The sequence below is a fragment of the Paenibacillus sp. FSL R5-0473 genome (assembly GCF_038004565.1).
GTDB classification, from domain to species: Bacteria; Bacillota; Bacilli; order Paenibacillales; family Paenibacillaceae; genus Paenibacillus; species Paenibacillus amylolyticus.
On sequence record NZ_JBBORL010000001.1, the window covers coordinates 3723233 to 3741269 of the forward strand.

The 18037-nt window shown below is 41.8% G+C and carries 6 protein-coding genes; 3 read left to right on the forward strand and 3 right to left on the reverse strand.

Features of this window, described 5'->3' with window-relative positions:
- Window positions 1-18 precede the first annotated feature (18 nt).
- The gene (locus MKY28_RS16185) at window positions 19-948 is read left to right on the forward strand and encodes a LysR family transcriptional regulator (RefSeq protein WP_036609797.1); all 930 of its coding nucleotides are present in this window, start codon (window positions 19-21) and stop codon (window positions 946-948) included.
- A gap of 9 nt (window positions 949-957) precedes the next feature.
- Complete coding sequence (locus tag MKY28_RS16190; RefSeq protein WP_340936385.1) at window positions 958-1896, forward strand: FAD:protein FMN transferase; 939 nt, start codon at window positions 958-960, stop codon at window positions 1894-1896.
- A gap of 144 nt (window positions 1897-2040) precedes the next feature.
- On the opposite strand, the gene MKY28_RS16195 is transcribed toward MKY28_RS16190, so the two are convergent.
- Window positions 2041-10065, reverse strand: coding sequence for an immunoglobulin-like domain-containing protein (locus MKY28_RS16195; RefSeq protein WP_340936386.1), 8025 nt, complete (start codon window positions 10063-10065; stop codon window positions 2041-2043).
- Window positions 10066-10487: 422 nt separating this feature from the next.
- Between MKY28_RS16195 and MKY28_RS16200 the strand changes: the two genes are divergently transcribed.
- The gene (locus tag MKY28_RS16200) at window positions 10488-14072 is read left to right on the forward strand and encodes an S-layer homology domain-containing protein (RefSeq protein WP_340936387.1); all 3585 of its coding nucleotides are present in this window, start codon (window positions 10488-10490) and stop codon (window positions 14070-14072) included.
- Between the two features lie 439 nt (window positions 14073-14511).
- Here MKY28_RS16200 and MKY28_RS16205 read toward each other — a convergent pair whose 3' ends face one another.
- Entirely contained in the window at window positions 14512-15546 is a 1035-nt protein-coding gene (locus MKY28_RS16205) for a reverse transcriptase family protein (protein ID WP_340936388.1), read from the reverse strand.
- Between the two features lie 262 nt (window positions 15547-15808).
- Window positions 15809-17887: a retron Eco8 family effector endonuclease gene (locus tag MKY28_RS16210; RefSeq protein WP_340936389.1), complete on the reverse strand. Its 2079-nt coding sequence runs from the start codon at window positions 17885-17887 to the stop codon at window positions 15809-15811.
- Window positions 17888-18037: the final 150 nt, after the last annotated feature.

Here is an 18037-nt window from a genome sequence, read left to right on the forward strand (position 1 = left end):
TCACAAGGGGTGAGGAACATGTCTAAGTTAGAATCTCAAGATATCTTGTGTTACATTGACAGCCTATTAAAATACAGCAACTATAGCAGGGCCGCACAATCCCTTTACATATCTCAGCCCTACCTCACAAAGGTTATCAAAAAAATCGAAATTGAGTTGGGCTGTGAGCTAATCACTCGCAACAAACTTCCGTACCGATTAACCGAGCAGGGGAAAATATATTATCAATACTTAACTTCACTCGAAAACAGCTACGCCAAGCTTATTAGGGAAATCTCATATGTATCGGATATTGGCAATAAGGTGATACGGATCGGCATTCTTCCGAGCCTTGGTGTGTACTTAACGCCCCTTTTTTTACCAGATTTTCTCGAGCTTCATCCTGCTTATAAAATTAATCTTGTCGAGGATTTACCTGAAAAAAATGAGAAACGTCTCCAAAATAATGAGCTGGACTTCTGGATCGGGCAAAATTCAAGCAGTATCTCCCCTAACTTGAACTCGTTTAACTGGGGCAGGCACAGTTACCAGGCCATCATTCCGCGTTGCTGCGAATTATATCAAGAGAATGTTGCAGTCATCCCGGAGGGCACGATTGAGATCAGCACCATTTTGAATCAAAAGCTTATTCTAACGTCCAAAGGTTCGGCAATCCGAAAACAGATTGATCAATTGCTCAGTGTCTACAAGGTGCAGCCTAATATCGTTATGGAGAGCAATGAAATCTACACGGTACTGAAGCTGGCAAAGCATAATTTAGGTCTGACCTTTGTGCCTGAAAGTATCCATATCAAGGAGTGCCCTTCGGAATACAACATCTATCCAATCCCTGTAGAGAAGATGAGTCTGGATTATTTTATAGCCCATCATGGAGAAAAAAAGCTGCATAGCGTGGATCATGACCTCATCCATACTTTTCTCAATCACGGACAACAATGTGCAATATAGGAGGCTATCATGAAACCTTTTACGAGAACGATACCGCTCATGGGAACGAACATATCCCTCTATATCAAGGGGACAGATGCTGAAAAGCTTGCCGAGGAAGCCGTGAATATGCTTGTCCATTATGAACAAGTATTTAGTGCCAACAGTGGGCAATCGCAGCTTGCCATGCTAAAAAAAGAAGCCGCATCACATCCGCTTAGAGTAGACAAGGAACTGTATGATCTTATTAAGATAGGCAAAGAACACAGCCTGAATAAAGATTCATTTTTAAATATTGCGATAGGGCCTTTGATCAAATTGTGGAGAATTGGTTTTCGCGAGGCACATGTGCCGGAGGATACCGAGATTAAAGCGGTGCTGGAGCTCTTGAATCCGGAGCAGATACAGCTTGACGATGAGCTACAAACGGTCCATTTATTCAAAAAAGGCATGGAAATCGACCTTGGAGCGATCGCTAAAGGTTATTTTGCTGATCAAGTGATGTCATTTTTCAAGAAAAACGGAGCTACATCAGCTATGGTCGATATGGGCGGCAATGTTCTGGTTCATGGCAATTCTCCCACCGGGTCCAGTCACTGGAAAGTTGGAATCCAAAATCCCTTTTTACCTAGAGGAAATGCAGCAGCACTCGTTAGTATACGGGAGCAATCCGTCGTTACATCAGGAATATACGAGAGAGTTTTAGAGAAGAAAGGGGGTCAGTACCATCATATATTTAACAGCGGAACAGGCTATCCAATCGAAAGTAATATCGCTTCTTTAACGATTATTGCGGATCGATCGCTCGACTGCGATATATATACTACAGAATTATTTGGGTTAGATGCGGTCTCCATTGTTCATAAAGTTAATAATATGAAGGATATCGAAGCTGCCGTAATCACGACGGATGGAAATCTGGCCTATACAGATAATCTTAGAGGAAGAATTGAGCCCGTATTAAGGTAAAGTTAACAACTACTTCATTAAGCCAGGATCTAACGGCTTTTCCTGCTCACTGATTAAACAGATAATAAAGTGGACGGAACAAGTTCTTCCGCCCAACTTTATTATCTGAGTGAATCAATAGCAACTGCCTTATACTTAACGTGTCTACATCAAACCCAACAAATTATAGATCATCACTGCTACTTCTGCACGGCTAGCATTCTTCTTCGGTGCAAACTCATCGTTACCTACACCGTTTATTATGCCGGCTCCCTGTATTGCCTCTACCGCTTGCTTCGCATAACTTGCGATGTGTGCTTCATCCTTGAAGGCTGTAGCTTCACCACTTGTTAACGCTAGTTGCTTAATTTGGACAGCCTTGTATACCATAACTGCCATATCTTCTCGCGTAATGTTCTCATGAACTCCGAATCGTCCATCTGGTTTCCCGTTCACAATCCCCAGCTTCTGCGCGGTTGCGATATTTCCATGGTACCATTCTCCTTGCTTCACATCACTAAAACTTGTCGTTGCCCTCTCATCCGATAGCTCAAACATATTCATCAGCATGGTGATGAATTCTGCTCTTGTCACTTGACCATTCGGATTAAACTCGCCGTCACCTACACCCTTCACAATGCCTCTTGCTCCCAATGCTGAGATCGCATCCTTTGCCCAGTCTTGGGTCACATCCTTAAAACTCGTTGCAACATACGCTACCGTATACTTGCTTAGATACGTTGGCTTGAACTCTACTTTTCCTGTCGCTGCATTGTATTTACCATTCGTCACCACTCTTAACTCTCCGTTGTCCTTCACATCGTATACAACGACGTTGTTTGGATTTTCGCCAGCCTTTAGTGTGTATGGCAATTCAATCACGAGATCATCTCTGCCATCAAACTGTGTAAGTTTCTTACCATCAATCGTTAGCTCGATATCGTATACGACCTCACCGTTCAGCTGAGCTTGTGCGCCAGCTGGCAGTTGATTAGCTGCAATTTTCTTAATCGACAATCCTAACGTTTTCCCTGCACTTGTTCCTGTTCCAAGCAGTTCGGTTGCCACTGTTACGACTGCAGAGCCTATGTTGATCTCGATGCGATCTACCGTAGAAGATCCACTTGTTAAGCGCGCATCTACTGCGAGCTCCATCGTTAGCCCGTTCAAGCTTGCATCAGCTTCAACTTGCATGTGTAACTTACCGCCTGTCGTTTGATCAAGCGCACGCTTCATTGTATCCGCACTTAACTTCACTTCAGAAGTACCACTCTCATTTACAACTGGTTTAATGTTTATTTGGCCGTTGTCCATGACCACTGGCTCATTTCCACCTGGAGCTGGTGGTACTGTAGGTGCAGGAATGTTACCGTCACCGCCACCATTTCCATTACCACTGCTTGGTGCTTGTGGTGTTCCATCAACCAATGGTGTTACCGTTACCGTAGCGCTAGATGATAAACCACCATCCACTGTAGTTACTGTAATCCTTGCTGTTCCTGGTGCCACCGCTGTTACTTGACCTGTCGCACTTACAGTCGCTACAGCTGTATCGCTAGAGCTCCATGTTACTGCTTTTTTCGTTGCATTAGCTGGTGTTACCGTAGCTGTCAATTGCCCTGATTGACCTTCTACGATTGACAACGTCGTTTTGTCCAAGCTAATTCCGCTAACGGGTACGTTCTTCCCGTTGAGTGCATCATACTCACTTTGTGTAATTGGAATTACCGTTCCGTGACGCGGACTAGCTGGTAAGTTGTAGTTAGAAGATAATGTCCAGACACCTGATGCAAGATTTGTTGTCTCGAATGGAACATAACCTCTTCCACCAAACTCATCTACGAACAAATACCATTTTTCATCGGTATTCGATTTGAAGATCGTTGGACCCTCGACCCATTTGATGTTACCAACGCCTTGATTAATCATCTTGAAGGTTGGATCTAAGATCGAGTCACCCACCTCTTGGAAGATCATCTTGCCAAATGGAGCAGAAGCTCCGTTGTTTTGCTCATCTTTCGTAAAGCGATACACTTTTCCTTCATGCTCAATCATCGTTGTGTCAATGATTGAATATCCATAATCCAAATATACTTGCGGTTCAGTAAACGTATAGAAATCTCTTGTCTTGCTATACATCATTTTTTGATAAGCATCGCCTGTATGGGATGCGTCATCAAACATTCTTGATGCCCAAAATACGATATATTCACCTGTTGTGTTGTCGTACATAATTTCTGGTGCCCATGTATTACCCGCTTCTTCCGGTGCAACCTCTACCATGCGTTGATCTGTCCAATTGACTAGATCATTCGATTCCCAAACCATAATGGAACGACTGCCCCATGTGTGTGCTCTGCCCCAGTTACCATTGCCGTTAATTTTCAGATCGGTAGCGATCATGTAGAACTTATCACCTTCAGGCGAACGAATAATGAACGGATCACGTACCCCCTTCTCCCCTAAGGTAGAGGTCAATACAGGTTTACCATTATTCAATTCTCGCCAGTTCAACGGATCATTACCGTTACTTAGTGCAAAGTATACTTGCTCCCCTGCTGCGGTACCTTCTCCAGTGAAATATGTGAAAAAGTATCCCGCATATTTTTCATCAGCAGGCAATTCCTTCACCTTCGCAATGAATTCCTTCGTAGTGGATGCTGAATTTAATGTAATCGTAGCTGTAAGCTTCACGTCTACATTTCCACTACCGTGTGCCGGACGTTTTACTTCTCCAGTAACTGAAACGACGTTTGGTTGTACAGAAGCCCAAGTAATCGTTGCTCCATATAGTCCAGATGTTGGTAATGCCATATGACCTCTTACATCATTAATGTTATGAACGACTAGTGCTGCTTTTGCTTCATCTACAGAAGTGACATCGTTTGGCAATGCCTTAACCGTCAACTGAAAAGTTTTGTTAACTGTCTCTGTACCATCTGTAAATACTGCTGTTAACGTTACAACTTGATCACCTGTTGCGTTAGCTGGTCTGGTTACGGCACCTGTAGTTGAGATGACATTCCCCTTATCTGAAGTCCAGCTTATTGTTGTGCCATAAGCACCTGATGTTGGCAATGTTACATTGCTTATAATCGCATCTTTTGATGCATTAGAAGCAAGAAGATCATGAATCGTTAATTTCTCTGTGGCAGCCGATACAAGCATTCCCTCCATCAAAGCAATCTTCTGATCTGCATGGGCCTTAAGTGATGTAATATCTGCCGCAGTCATCGCACCATCATAGATTTGGAAGTCTGCAATCAACCCGCCGAAGTATGGATCAGCTGTATAAAATGACTTACCGATGGTTCCACTACTGCCTGAAGTATTTTTTATTTGTTCTAGTATCATTCCATTCGTTGAGCCTGATGCAACAGCAACACCATCAATATAAAGCGTTAGTGTACCATCCGTGCCTGAAACAACAGTCGTAACTACTTTCCATTCATTATTCTTTAAGCCCGTGGTAGAAGTTGATGACTCGTTATTCCAAGCATTCGTCGCGATACCTAGGCGAGCCAGACCGTTAGCGTTATAACGTGGTGTGAAATACGTATAGTGCGTATTATTATTTGGTCTTCCTAATGCATATAACCACTCGGCAGCGTTTTTACCGCTCCAGTTCACAATGGATGAAACAGTCATATCCGTTAATCCATCAAGTACTCCTTGTGGTAGTTCTACATAAGAGTTCGTTGTGCCACCAGTAAAGCTTAGTACACCAGCATCTTGTGTACGAATCCATTCTGCTTTAGACGGATTCATCCATTTTCCGTTGAAGTTTCCTGTTTGGTCAATAACCGTGGCACCATCGATATCATTCATATCGTAGTGAAGAATGAGCTCTGCCCCAGATGGCTGCTCGACTGGAGGAGTAACGTCTTCATCAGCTAATGTTGCAATCTCTTCAACGGATAATGCACGATTATAAATACGGAAATCATCCAATTTACCATCAAATAAACTATGAGAGCTGTTTCTCGATTTACCAATATAATTCATCGTTGTTTCCAGTAACATTCTCGGCTCAACGTTAAATGTCGAGCTACGTTTAACCTCTTGACCATTCACATACAATACTGCATCAAATTCATCCATTGTAATTGCAACATGTTGCCAAGTCTTCGTTGGAAATAACCCGGAATTTCTCACCGCATATTTATATTCTGATCCTAGTCGCGTGCTGTCATTGCTAAATTTCTCTGTAAAAGGTGTTACCACAGCAAACTCTAGACTACCTGTATCACCTTGTGTACTCAAGTACATGGTGTTGCGGTTAACCTGTCTGCCTGTTTCGGAAGCAAAATCAAATATTCTTTGATTTGCTTGATTTCTGTCCATTTGAACCCATGTAGAGAACGTAGCCTTCTCAAGATTCAAGGATTGAATCAAGTTATCTGGCAGCTTCACATATCCTGTTGATCCATTAAGCTCTAGTGCACCACCCGTTTTACCAATGCGATCCTCTTCATTAATCGTTGCTCCACCTACTAGTGTTGCGTGATGACCGTTGCCAGAAATGTCATTCACCGTTGTACCATTCACTGTATTTGCATCGAATGAGTAATGTACAACCGGGTCTGTTGATGGTGCTGGACCTTTCCTTGCATACTTCTCTTGCAAAGCATCATACTCTGCACGTGAGATTGGAATTACCGTTCCGTGTCGTGGTCCTGGCGGCAGTGCATATTTATCACTACTTAATACATTGTTCATATATTGCGTGCTACTATCCAGATCTGTTGTATATCGAACATGATATGGCCATGAATCAAGGAACAGATACCATTTGTCTTTATTATTATCCTTAAAAATCGTCTGCCCTTCGTTGTTTCCATTATTTCCGATCAAGCCAAGTTTATTATCACGTGTACCCGGAACAGCGTTGTATTGAAGGCCGTTAGCTGCAATATTGTCCTTGTCATAGTAAAAAGTTGGTGCTTTCTCCACATACACTTTGGTATTCACTTCTGATTTGGTGAATCGGTACAACATCTGATTATGCTCAATAAACGTTGTATCAATGGTCGGAAGTGACTCATCAATCATGACCTTTGGCTCAGAGAAGTTGTAGAAATCTCTTGTTGTTGCGTAGTACATCACATTATATTGACCTGCCGGTCTTCCGTTATAATCACCATATGTCTCTGTATTTTTCATCGATGATGCCCAAAATACGATATACTCTCCAGTCACCGGATCATAGATCGCCTCTGGTGCCCAGGTATTCCCTCCAGTCTTAGGGGCAACTTCTATCATCCGCTGCTCGCTCCAGTTAACGAGATCCTCCGACTCCCATATCATCATGTAATGACTACCCGTAATTTGAGCTTGATCAAAATTTGTACTTTCACCCATCTTCAAATCGGTTGCCAGCATATAGAATTTATCACCTTCTGGTGACCGAATAACAAATGGATCACGAAGTCCTTTTTCACCCATATCAGATTGAAGGATCGACTTACCATTATTCAACCCTTTCCAGAACAATGGATCTTCAGCTGTAGCGAAGGATATCTCTTCACCACCCTCATATTCACCTGTAAAGTACGCAAAAAAGTAAGCATCATGCTGCACTGGCGCAGTTGCTTGTTTAATCGTAACGTTAAACGTAAGCTGTTTAGAAGCTGCACCATTCGTAATTGTAGCTATTAGCGTAACGGGCGTATCCATAGCTTGACGGCTTACCCAGCCTAGCTGTGTAGCGTTACCAGCCGCTTCAGCCGTTCCTTTAATAACTGCCGGTCTGCTAGATACCCATGTAATTGTGGAGCCTTGTTCACCTGTAGCAACAAGACGTAAGTTACCTTTAACGTTGTCAGCATTGTAGATCTCTATTTGTTCAGCGTCCAGATCAACCTTCTGCTGATCATCGAATTGCTTCAAGATCGTAACAGGGAATACAGCTGTAGTTGATACGCCTTGATACGTTAAAGTAGCCGTAAGCTCTGCCTGAACATTACCTGCTTCAACAGCTGGACGTTGTACAGTGCCATGGTTAGAAATGACAGTAGGATGACTGGAACTCCAAGTAATGCTCACGCCGTTTTTACCGCTTGTTGGTAATGTAACGTTTCTTGTTATCTTATCGGTGCTTTTATCGCCTTCACCTAAGTAACGACTGATGTTGAGTTGATTCGCTGCATCATCAACAGTCAGCTGACGTATTTTTGAGATGTGAGTTGCTCCTTCTTGTTGATATAACTCGCCTACTTCTTGGTCTGTCAACGCGCGATCATATACTCGAAAATCAGCTACGCTACCTTGAAGGTATGGATCGTTTGAGAAGATTGATTTACCGATAAAGCCAGAGAAAGTAGCATCCGGATTAATAATTTCTGACAGCTTTAGTCCCTTTGCATTACCCGAAGCAACCTTAGCTCCATCCACGAATAACGTTATCCTATTGCTAGCTTCGGACAAGGACACCGTTACATGCTTCCACTGCCCACCGATAAGGTTTGAGTTTGCGCTACCTGTAACTAATGCTTCGTTCGGCCAGCCATTTTTAGAGATACCTGTGGCAATCATATTACCTGATCCACTACCGTGACGTGGTGTTACGAAGAAATATTTGTTCGTTTCTGGTGTTAATACCGTACCCAAACCGAAGATCCAGCGATTCGTCCCATCATTCGTCCAGTTCACGATTGAAGATACTGTAATCTCATTCAGACCGTGTAGTAGATCTAGTCCATTTGAACCTTTAGGAATCTCAACATGTCCACTATTAGATGTAGAGCTTCCACCATTGAAGGAAACAAAGCCAACCTCACTGTTTGAAATGAATTGTCCATTGTTTGGATTTCTAAATATTCCGTCAAATGTAACTGCCTTATTGGCAACATCCTTCAGTACGAGTTGACCGTCTACTTCTTCGGTCGTCTTCATGTTGTAATGAAGAATAAGATCATCTTTTAGCGATTTTCCTTTAACCGTAACGGCTGATGTAGCTGTAAACTCTCCATCTTCCGTCTGTACCGTAATTGTGGCTGTACCTTCACTAACAGCTGTAACTTTACCCGTTGAATTGACAACCGCTACACTGGAGTCACTAGATGTCCAGATAACTCTTTTATTCGTTGCATTTGAAGGTGAAATAGTAGCCACTAATGTCTCGCTGTCCCCCACTGATAAAATAATTGTAGGTTCATTAAGCAAGACATTCTTAACGGCAATCTGCTCAACAGAGTCATCCTTAGGTAGTAAGGTAACAATGAACTCCTTCGTTGCCTGGCTTCCACCTAAAGAAATGGTTGCAGTTAACGTCACTTGTTGCTCCATTTCTCGAAAGAACACTTCCCCAGTTGGACTAATCGCACTCTCATCACTAGAAGTCCATGATATCATTGCGCCATTCTTATCTTGAGTGGGCAGTTCAAGAGATTCTGTAACTGCTGATATGTCTCCTAACGTTAGCTCTATTTTGCCTTGTTGTACTTGCTTTTCATCAAACGATTGTTCATATACTACAGCGATATCTTCATTATTTAGTGCCTCTCCGTAAATTCTTAAATCTTGAAAGCTACCCGCAAAAGTAGCATCCCCTAAATAATTGGAGCGACCGATGTAAGCATGCAAATCCGTACCAAAGCTTGCTGTTGTTTTCTCTTTGGCGGTCGTGCCTATACTTACACCGTTAATGTAACCTGTAATAGAGCGTTCTGTAATGACCGTCGTATAGTGAACCCATTGACCTTCGTACTGTGACGTAGAAGTGCCTGATACTCCTACCTCAGTCGTCCAAGGCTGGTCAACATTATTGTTATTCGTAAATACTGACTTAAAATCACCACTTGGATTCGATGGATTAAACATCCAGTAATTCGTTGGCAAGTTATTGCCAGCTGCTGGAGTACCGTAGAAAAACGCTGAGTAGTTCCCACTTCCAGTGTTGCTCTTGATCCATACAGATATCGTTGTATTTTCTTGATTATCAAACAAACCAGTAGGAAGCTGAACGTAGTTTGTATTACTATCTGTTCCCCCAGGTAAAGTGAGACCATCGGTGTACGTAATGTCTCCTACGGCCGTTCCATGCATTTCATTACCTGATATATCCTGTACATCCTCAAGCAATGGATAATGCGCCAACATCGTTGGTGTTATTGTGTCCGCTGAAGCTTGATTGCTAAATGGCAGAACAAGATTAAACCAGCTACTGAAGGTCATAAGTAAAACTAACATTAGGATTGTAATTTGCTTCCGCATAGCATTCTTCCCTTCGATTAATTTTCAGAAGCATACAACCCATATCTCTCACCTATAAAACCAGACCACCTCGCTCAAGGAAATAGAGATACGTTTTTTTCAAAAAAAGAATGCGCTTACATTTCTTCTCATATTACGTCTTCAACACTTCCAATTCAATGTAGTATCTTGTTCATAAGGTGGATTTTTTTATTGCAATTCCCGCAAACTTCAACACTATCCCTATGCTTCGAAGTAATCGTTTTCATTCTTAATATACTCTATAGGTAAATTAAAGGATTGAACGCCTGATAAACATAATATATATAGTTGGGCGCTTGTCATATGGACAACGTGTCCGAATACGATGCGGTAAGCCATGGGCGCACCGCATCGAAAAATAAGGAGGATTTTCATTTATGCCAAAACGATTTAGCAGAATGCTCGCGTTCCTCTGTTGCTTGGTAATGGTGGCGTCGCTAATGCCTACCAGCTATGCCGCCGCCACTGACAACATCGAGAACACAGTAGCGAATGAAACACCCACCGCCATTTTTGGAACTCCCGAACTCGGGTCAAACGACCCACTCTGGGGCCAGACCATGGAGCATCACATCAACAAAAGCACTGTGCCCGCCGATCCCAGACCCCATGCCACGGGCACAGCCAAAATCCTTTGGGACCATGACTACCTGTATGCCCGAGTAGTTGTGAATGACAGTAATCTATATCAGGGAGCTGGCGGAGATCACCAGTATGACAGCCTGGAGTTTTATGTCGGCACCGGAACCGGAGGCTCAAACCAATGGCGCGTCAGCGCGACGGGTGTGTTCTCAGGGCAGGCAGCTCCGGGCAGAGCTGTATGGACCCAGATCACGGAAACAGGATATATCGTGGAGATGAGAATACCCAAAAGAACCTTGACCTTGGAGGAGGGCAAGCTTACCTTTGAGGTTTACATTAATAACTCGACGGAAAAGGGCGGTGACCGATATGAAGTCGTTTCCTCTTTTGGAGTTCCAGACGCAGCTTATACCAGCTCTGATTCATTTACAGACAGCCTGCAGCTCATCTCAGCCAATGAAGTGGACACCAGATTATCAATCACCGCCACTGCGGGACCGGGCGGCTCAATCATGTCGAACCCACCCGGCGATGTGCTGAGAGTAGATCGGGGCTCTAACAAAGAATTTACGTTTACTCCCGATTCCGGCAAAATTGTGGATACTGTAACGGTAGACGGCGAGACCGTGACTCTATCTGCTGGCACTTATACCTTTTCGAATATTGAGGCTGACCATACCATTCACGTAACATTCAAAAACGATCCGGACGCGGGGCTGCTTCCCTTTGTTGTATGGAATGACAACTTCGCCAGTGGCGAGTACACAACGGCTGTCATCATCGACTTAGGCGAGGGGAAGGCAGCGTTAGGCTCCGCGCTTAATCCGGACTTGTTTGCCTTATCGGCTAGGAACACAACCCTGAACGGCGAAGCAGTGACCTTTGAAGGACCACGCAAAATCACAAGGGTATACGCTAATGACGAACCGAAGGTACGCGGCTATCTGGGGCCGATAAGCAATTCACCGGATTATCAGGACGGACTGGCAAGCGGCCGTTACATCGTAGTTGAGTCTGAGTTTTATTCAGCGAGCGGCGGCAAAACAACGCTGGATGGCAGCAGTAACTCGACAAAGCAGGTTTACAACATCGTCCCAAACGGAGAGATCGTACTAACAGAGGGGAGTCCACTTCGCAACGTGGTTTTTGAACAGGAAAAAGTTGTGAATCCGATCCTTGACAAGTTTACAACATTCACGGACAATTCGGTCAATCGCTCGCTCTACCTTCACAAGGATGAAGACGGTAAAGTGGTCAAAGGATTACCGCTGTATGTTTATACACACGGCATGTCACGCGGCGGCACAAACGCTGCGACAGACCAAAAAGCGGCCATGAAATCCGCCAACGGCTCGGTCGCTCTAATGAAAAAAATGGAGAAAAATCCTGACAAGTACGCCAGCCATGTACTGAATATTTCCTATAATGGCGTATCTGTTCCCTCAACAGAGAATGTTAAGAAGGTCATAGACCCCCTGATTGCCAGCGGCGAAGTAGACCCTAATCGTGTTTACGCGGCGGGCTTCTCATGGGGCGGCCAGTATACGAACAACTTAGTTAACAGCCATCCCGGCTTCTTCGCCGCCGCCGCACCTATGGCCCCGGTAAGCGGTTCACCGAATGCTAAGGACAACGACGCTCACAACAATCTGGCCTATTGGATGTTTTTAAATGCTCATAATGTTGGAGGCTACCAGACTAACCTCAATAACTTCATCAATAACAATATGCCGAAAATGATCAACGCGAGGGCTTCGCGCTTTGAGAGTAATGAGGTCCTTACGTGGCCCTACAATCAATTTGATCAGCCGAACCTGAGGCCGAATCCGGCCAACACACCTGTTCTGGCTGATTACATAGCGCACGAAGTTGAAGCGGCGGTTCTTTACAACCAGATAACTATGGGGAATTGGAGCATAGCTCCCACGGCGCAGTCCTCTAACTTGCCGGCTTGGAACAATGACTACACAGACGTCTTTGATTGGATGTTCGCGCAGAGAAAACCGGTCGTGCCAGGTGCTCCGAGCAGCTTCAAGGCGACAGCGGGTGACGGACAGGTCACATTGAGCTGGACCGCCCCTGCTGACGACGGTGGCAGTGCGATATTGGGCTACAAGGTATGGTATGGCAACGTGACGCCGGTCACACTGGATGCGACGGAGACCAAATATACCTTTAAGAACCTGACAAACGGCCAAGGCTACAACTTCACCATCATCGCGGTGAACGCGAAGGGCGACGGCGCGGAGATCAGTGCAACGACGACGCCGATGAAGACGACGACTCCCACTGTGCCTGATTCTGGCGGCAATACGGGCAACACCGACAATACGGGCACCGGGACAGACGCTGGAACGTTGAAGTCGACCTACACAGTGAATACACCGAAGGATAAGCCCGCGGTCACAGACAAAAACGGCAACACCACCCTCCCCGGTGGCGGCGAGATTGCGACCAAAGGCGGGACGAAGATTAAGGTACCTGAAGGCACAACGATAGACTCAAACGGTAAGGTAACCATTCCGGCAGACAAGAGCGCCGAAGTGACACTACCCGGCGGCAACAGCACAGTGACCATTTCGGGAGGCTCGACGATCGCGAGCGACGGTACGGTTACAGTAGGCGGCAAAGACGCGCATGTGAACCTGCCAAACGGCAACCGTGTGGATATCCATGGCGGATCGAAGATACGGAGCGACGGAGCGGTTGTGATAGGACCGAGCGGCGCAAAAGTTAGCTTAGATAACGGCATGTCGCTGAACATCCGTGAGGGTACGGAGCTGGCGGTTGATGACGCCACCCCACTGGGCTTCCTCGTGATATCAGGCAATTCTTTCAGGGATGCCAACATGGACGACTGGTTCTACAACGATATAAATTTCGCCTACACATACGATCTTTTCAACGGCACGACATCCACGACGTTCTCACCTAGAACCGCAATGACGCGTGCAATGTTCGTGCAGGTACTGTCTAATCTTGAGAACGTAATCCTGTCCAGCTATACGAGTTCACGCTTTAACGACGTGACGGACGGACAATGGTACACCGCGGCAGCTGAGTGGGCGGCCGAAAAAGGCATAGTCAACGGTACAAACGCAGACCTGTTTGATCCTAATTCACCGATGACGCGCGAGCAGATGCTGGTGATACTGTACAACTACATGAAGTACAAGGGCTATGAGCTCCCTGAAAGCCACGCTAAGTCCTTCGCGGACGAGAGTGAGATCAGCTCCTGGGCGTTGGAGGCCGTTCAGGCACTGCGGGACATCGGCATTGTATTAGGCAAGCCGGATAATCGTTTTGCTCCCAAAGCCACCGCCACCCGCGCCGAAGTAGCCACGATCTTTGTAAGATTCGTCGAATATCTGGCTAACTGAAAGCGTATACAGAAAAATGAAGACCCTTCCGGTTGGACAATATCCAGCCGGAAGGGTCTCCTTGTTTTCAAACTGTACTTTTTTTGACAACTCCACAGTCAGGACTTTAAACCCTCTATTTTTGCATCTAGAATATTCGTCAACAGGCTCGTCACTAATTCCAAAAATTATAATTAATTAATGCATGTTCTGATTTATTTCACGCACAAAAAAACGCCATCACAATAATGTGATGGCATTCTTGATTATGGAGCCTAGGGGGATCGAACCCCTGACCTCATCGCTGCCAGTGGAGAGATGGGTTTTTGTACGTTAAGGAAAGAGCGGGTAAAGCCTCCTAGGACAAGGATTTTTTGAGTTTTATGTTTCTACGTTCGAGTTCGCTGCGGCGCTCGGAAATGAAAAAGTATGACCAGAAATGTGACCAAGTTAAAATCGTTTAGAGTCCAATCACTGTTAGATCTAATATTTTTTCAATTTCATTTATTTTAAATAATATTTTTTTATTTGTTTTTGTTATATCGTCAGACATTACTCCTGCGCTATCAAAAGGTAGTAATCCAAGCAAAAAAGATCGATACCCTGCTAAGTAATTATGAAGCCAAATTATATTGATTTTCTTTTTCTCTCCAATATTAAAGTGCTCTCTAATCTCAGACAAAAGATCATCAAGAGTCTTTTTTTGTGACTTTTGATAACAATATATAAGCGCTGAAAGAAATGCTGTTTTTTTTCGTGATAAACGGATATTGTCTCCAACTACAAAACCATTTAATGATATCTCATCTTTTGCTTTCCTAATTTTCTCGGGATTTAAGTGAAGCCCTTGAGTTTTGAGAATTTTATTTATTCCATTAATAAAAACTTTCTTATGAAGAAACAAATTATGTGATGAAAAGAGTAAATCATCAACATATCTACTGTACTCAATACCGAATTTTTGGCAATATCTAGATATTCTAATATCGATAAATCTGAAATAAATATTTGAAAGAACAGGTGAAGTCACTGCACCTTGCGGAAGACTGCCATCGAAAGTAACTGTTTTAATTATAAAATCCATTATCGTTAGATCATCATTAATTTTAACATCATCTATATAATACTCTAGAACTTCCCTTAATTGCTCATTCTTTATTGATTGAAAAAAGTTTTTTATATCCAATTTCAAATAATATCGATTCTTTATATGCGGCTTAAGATGGTCAAAGTATGATTTTCCTTTAACGTAGCCATATGCATGATTAGAGAGTGGTATAAAGTCAAAAAAATTACTCTTCATTTGTTTTTGAATTTTATATATCCAATGTTCGTTGTCGATACACTGTATAGTTCTATCAGAATTATCTTTCTTTTTTATTGTTTTTGTATAGTATGCTTTAACTAGTTGTTCTTCGGTTAGAAAATCTATGAGATCTAATACACTCCCACGAAGGACTTTTTTTTCGAAACTATTTAAACTATCAATACGCATTTAATTTCTCCTAGAGAGTATAAGGGTAAGTACATCCTAGAACCTCGAAATTGATATAGACAATAGGCCAATTAGCGTATACATGAGCGCGAAAATTAGCAGGCCTAAAACCATGGATTTTCCCTATAAACCGCTAATGGAACGTTACAAGAGATTTTTAGTTTCTTGAGATACAAGGGATAAATAAGCTTTCATCATGGCATCCATAGTCCAAGAACTACTACTTCAGATTTTACTACTTACCCTATACTTTAAATTTATTTTATATCATTTCCTCTAGTTTCACAATTACTTTTCCTAGTTCGGGAAAGTTCGTTTGAAACATGCTTCTATTTATAAATTTATCTTCAGTCTTTCCCAGTTCTAATTCTTTATCAAAGAACCAGTTGAAGAATAGAGTGATCCAGCCGCTTGTCTTATCTCCAAAATCTAGTTTTGACTTTTCTAATTCTGTACGAATTTCTTTTATAACTTTGAATATTCTAATGAATTCTTGATTTTTAATACTTCCTTCTTTCTTACTATTAAGCCAGTCTGTTTTCCCGAAAAAAATCAACCTAAGTAAAGTAGTTTTTTGAACTTCTGTTTGTAAAGAATCATACAGATTATCAAAGATAGTCTGATCCCAATCATACCCTTTAATCCATCTATAAAACAGATGATAATTGTTCTTGTTAATGATAGCACCTTCAATAGTTGTGTCTAATGGCATAAAGTTATATTGACCATAATATTGCTGAATTAGTTCAATTAGTTGGACTCTTTCATCACTCTGTTTAACACAAAGTCCTGTGGAGTCTATATCGAAAATAGTAGTTTCTAATTTCTGTGTGATCTGATTCCTGGCTCCATACGTATTAGTAAACTTCTTTCCATAGTGATATTTTTCGCGATTCATAATATATTTATTTTTAACCACATTGAGATAGGAACTGCCCGAAGTACTATATTTTTTTGTTTTTGAAGAGTAATTTAATATCTTATCCATATCAATCAAGACCAGATATTTTATTTTAGTTTTTCGATCGTTTGGGTTAACTAATTTAAGTTTATCTTCCTTCCCTTCGAACGAGTAAATATCAATTTTGTGTAGTTTAGGATATAATATGCGCAAATTATTATTCTTGAAAACCTCTAATTCTGTATCACCTTCTACAAATAAACAAGCTTCAGAGAAGAACACATTAGCTTCATTATCTGATAGTAGTTTGTATTTTTTTTGTTTAAACCCATTTACTCTCGACACAAAAGACTTATTAAAAATTTCTGTATTAGTTACGTGAAACATTTCGTATTCTTCATATTCAACGATTATATTCTTAGCAAAATTTGGCGAGTGAGTAGCAAATATCCATTTTGTTGTCAAAAACCTTTCATATCCCTTAATCTCTCTTATAAACTCTTCAATTTTTTTCAAGTGTAGATGAAGTTCTGGCTCATCTATCATTATTAATGGACTTGAAAGATGTTTATTATCAAAAAGACGCAAGATTAATTTTACATATAAGCTCATAAACGAATAAGAATTCATACCATATGAACCTAATTTCAATTGATGTGACTCATATTCAAAACCCTTCCCACCTAATTGAAGTTGTATTATTTGACTGATTTTTTCATATATATTTGACTGCCGAATTCTAATATTTGATTTTTCAAATTCCTCAATAATCTCTTGTATCACAATATCGTAATTCCCTTGATTATCATCATCTAATTCGAATATACCCTCTAAGTTTCCGTTTATAGATACTTTTTTTCTAAACGGCGCTATTTCTCCAATAAGTTTCCAAATTGATTCCCAGTTATAAAGATCAATATTTCTGGATTCTAAGAAAAAGACTGGAAATCGAACCGAAATGAACGCTCTAAAATGATATTCTTTTATATTCCAAGATATTGATTTTTTATTTCGATTGCATTTCATAGTAAGTGTACATTTATTATTTACAGTATATTTATCAACATATCTTTTTACTTTTTCTACAAGTTCATTTGATGGGTCTAAATTGCTTCCAAGTCCATTGAAGTTTATGTCTGAAAAAAATTCATCTAAGAATCCGTGATAACTATAAGTACTACCTTGTACCTTATTAATTAGTTCTTTGAAGTTATATTCTACAGAAATCTCTATTTCATCATTGTATGGATTGCTCTTACTAAACATTGAATCATCAAAAAATTCTCTTGTTAAGTTAGTGTGAAAAAAATAAATTATTTTCATGATATTTGATTTACCGACATTATTAATACCTATAAAGCAATTAACATTTTTATTTAAATTTAGTTCTAAAAACTCAATTGATTTGCAGTTTTTTATTGTTATTCTTTCAATAGACATTCTTTTCGTCCCTTTTCAAAGTTTATATTATGTATAAATATTAACACCTTTCCGTTATCAGCATGCACTTCTACTAAACCAACAAGGAGCAGAGTGATCAGTGATCTGTAGTCATAATTAACCTCTAAAATTGGTTAATTTCAAGAAAAT

What these genes read in the sequence shown, in the direction of transcription:
- MKY28_RS16185 (WP_036609797.1), top strand. Translation starts at nt 19, where the DNA reads ATGTCTAAGTTAGAATCTCAAGATATCTTGTGTTACATTGACAGCCTA.
- MKY28_RS16190 (WP_340936385.1), top strand. Translation starts at nt 958, where the DNA reads ATGAAACCTTTTACGAGAACGATACCGCTCATGGGAACGAACATATCC.
- MKY28_RS16195 (WP_340936386.1), bottom strand. Translation starts at nt 10,065, where the DNA reads ATGTTAGTTTTACTTATGACCTTCAGTAGCTGGTTTAATCTTGTTCTG.
- MKY28_RS16200 (WP_340936387.1), top strand. Translation starts at nt 10,488, where the DNA reads ATGCCAAAACGATTTAGCAGAATGCTCGCGTTCCTCTGTTGCTTGGTA.
- MKY28_RS16205 (WP_340936388.1), bottom strand. Translation starts at nt 15,546, where the DNA reads ATGCGTATTGATAGTTTAAATAGTTTCGAAAAAAAAGTCCTTCGTGGG.
- MKY28_RS16210 (WP_340936389.1), bottom strand. Translation starts at nt 17,887, where the DNA reads ATGTCTATTGAAAGAATAACAATAAAAAACTGCAAATCAATTGAGTTT.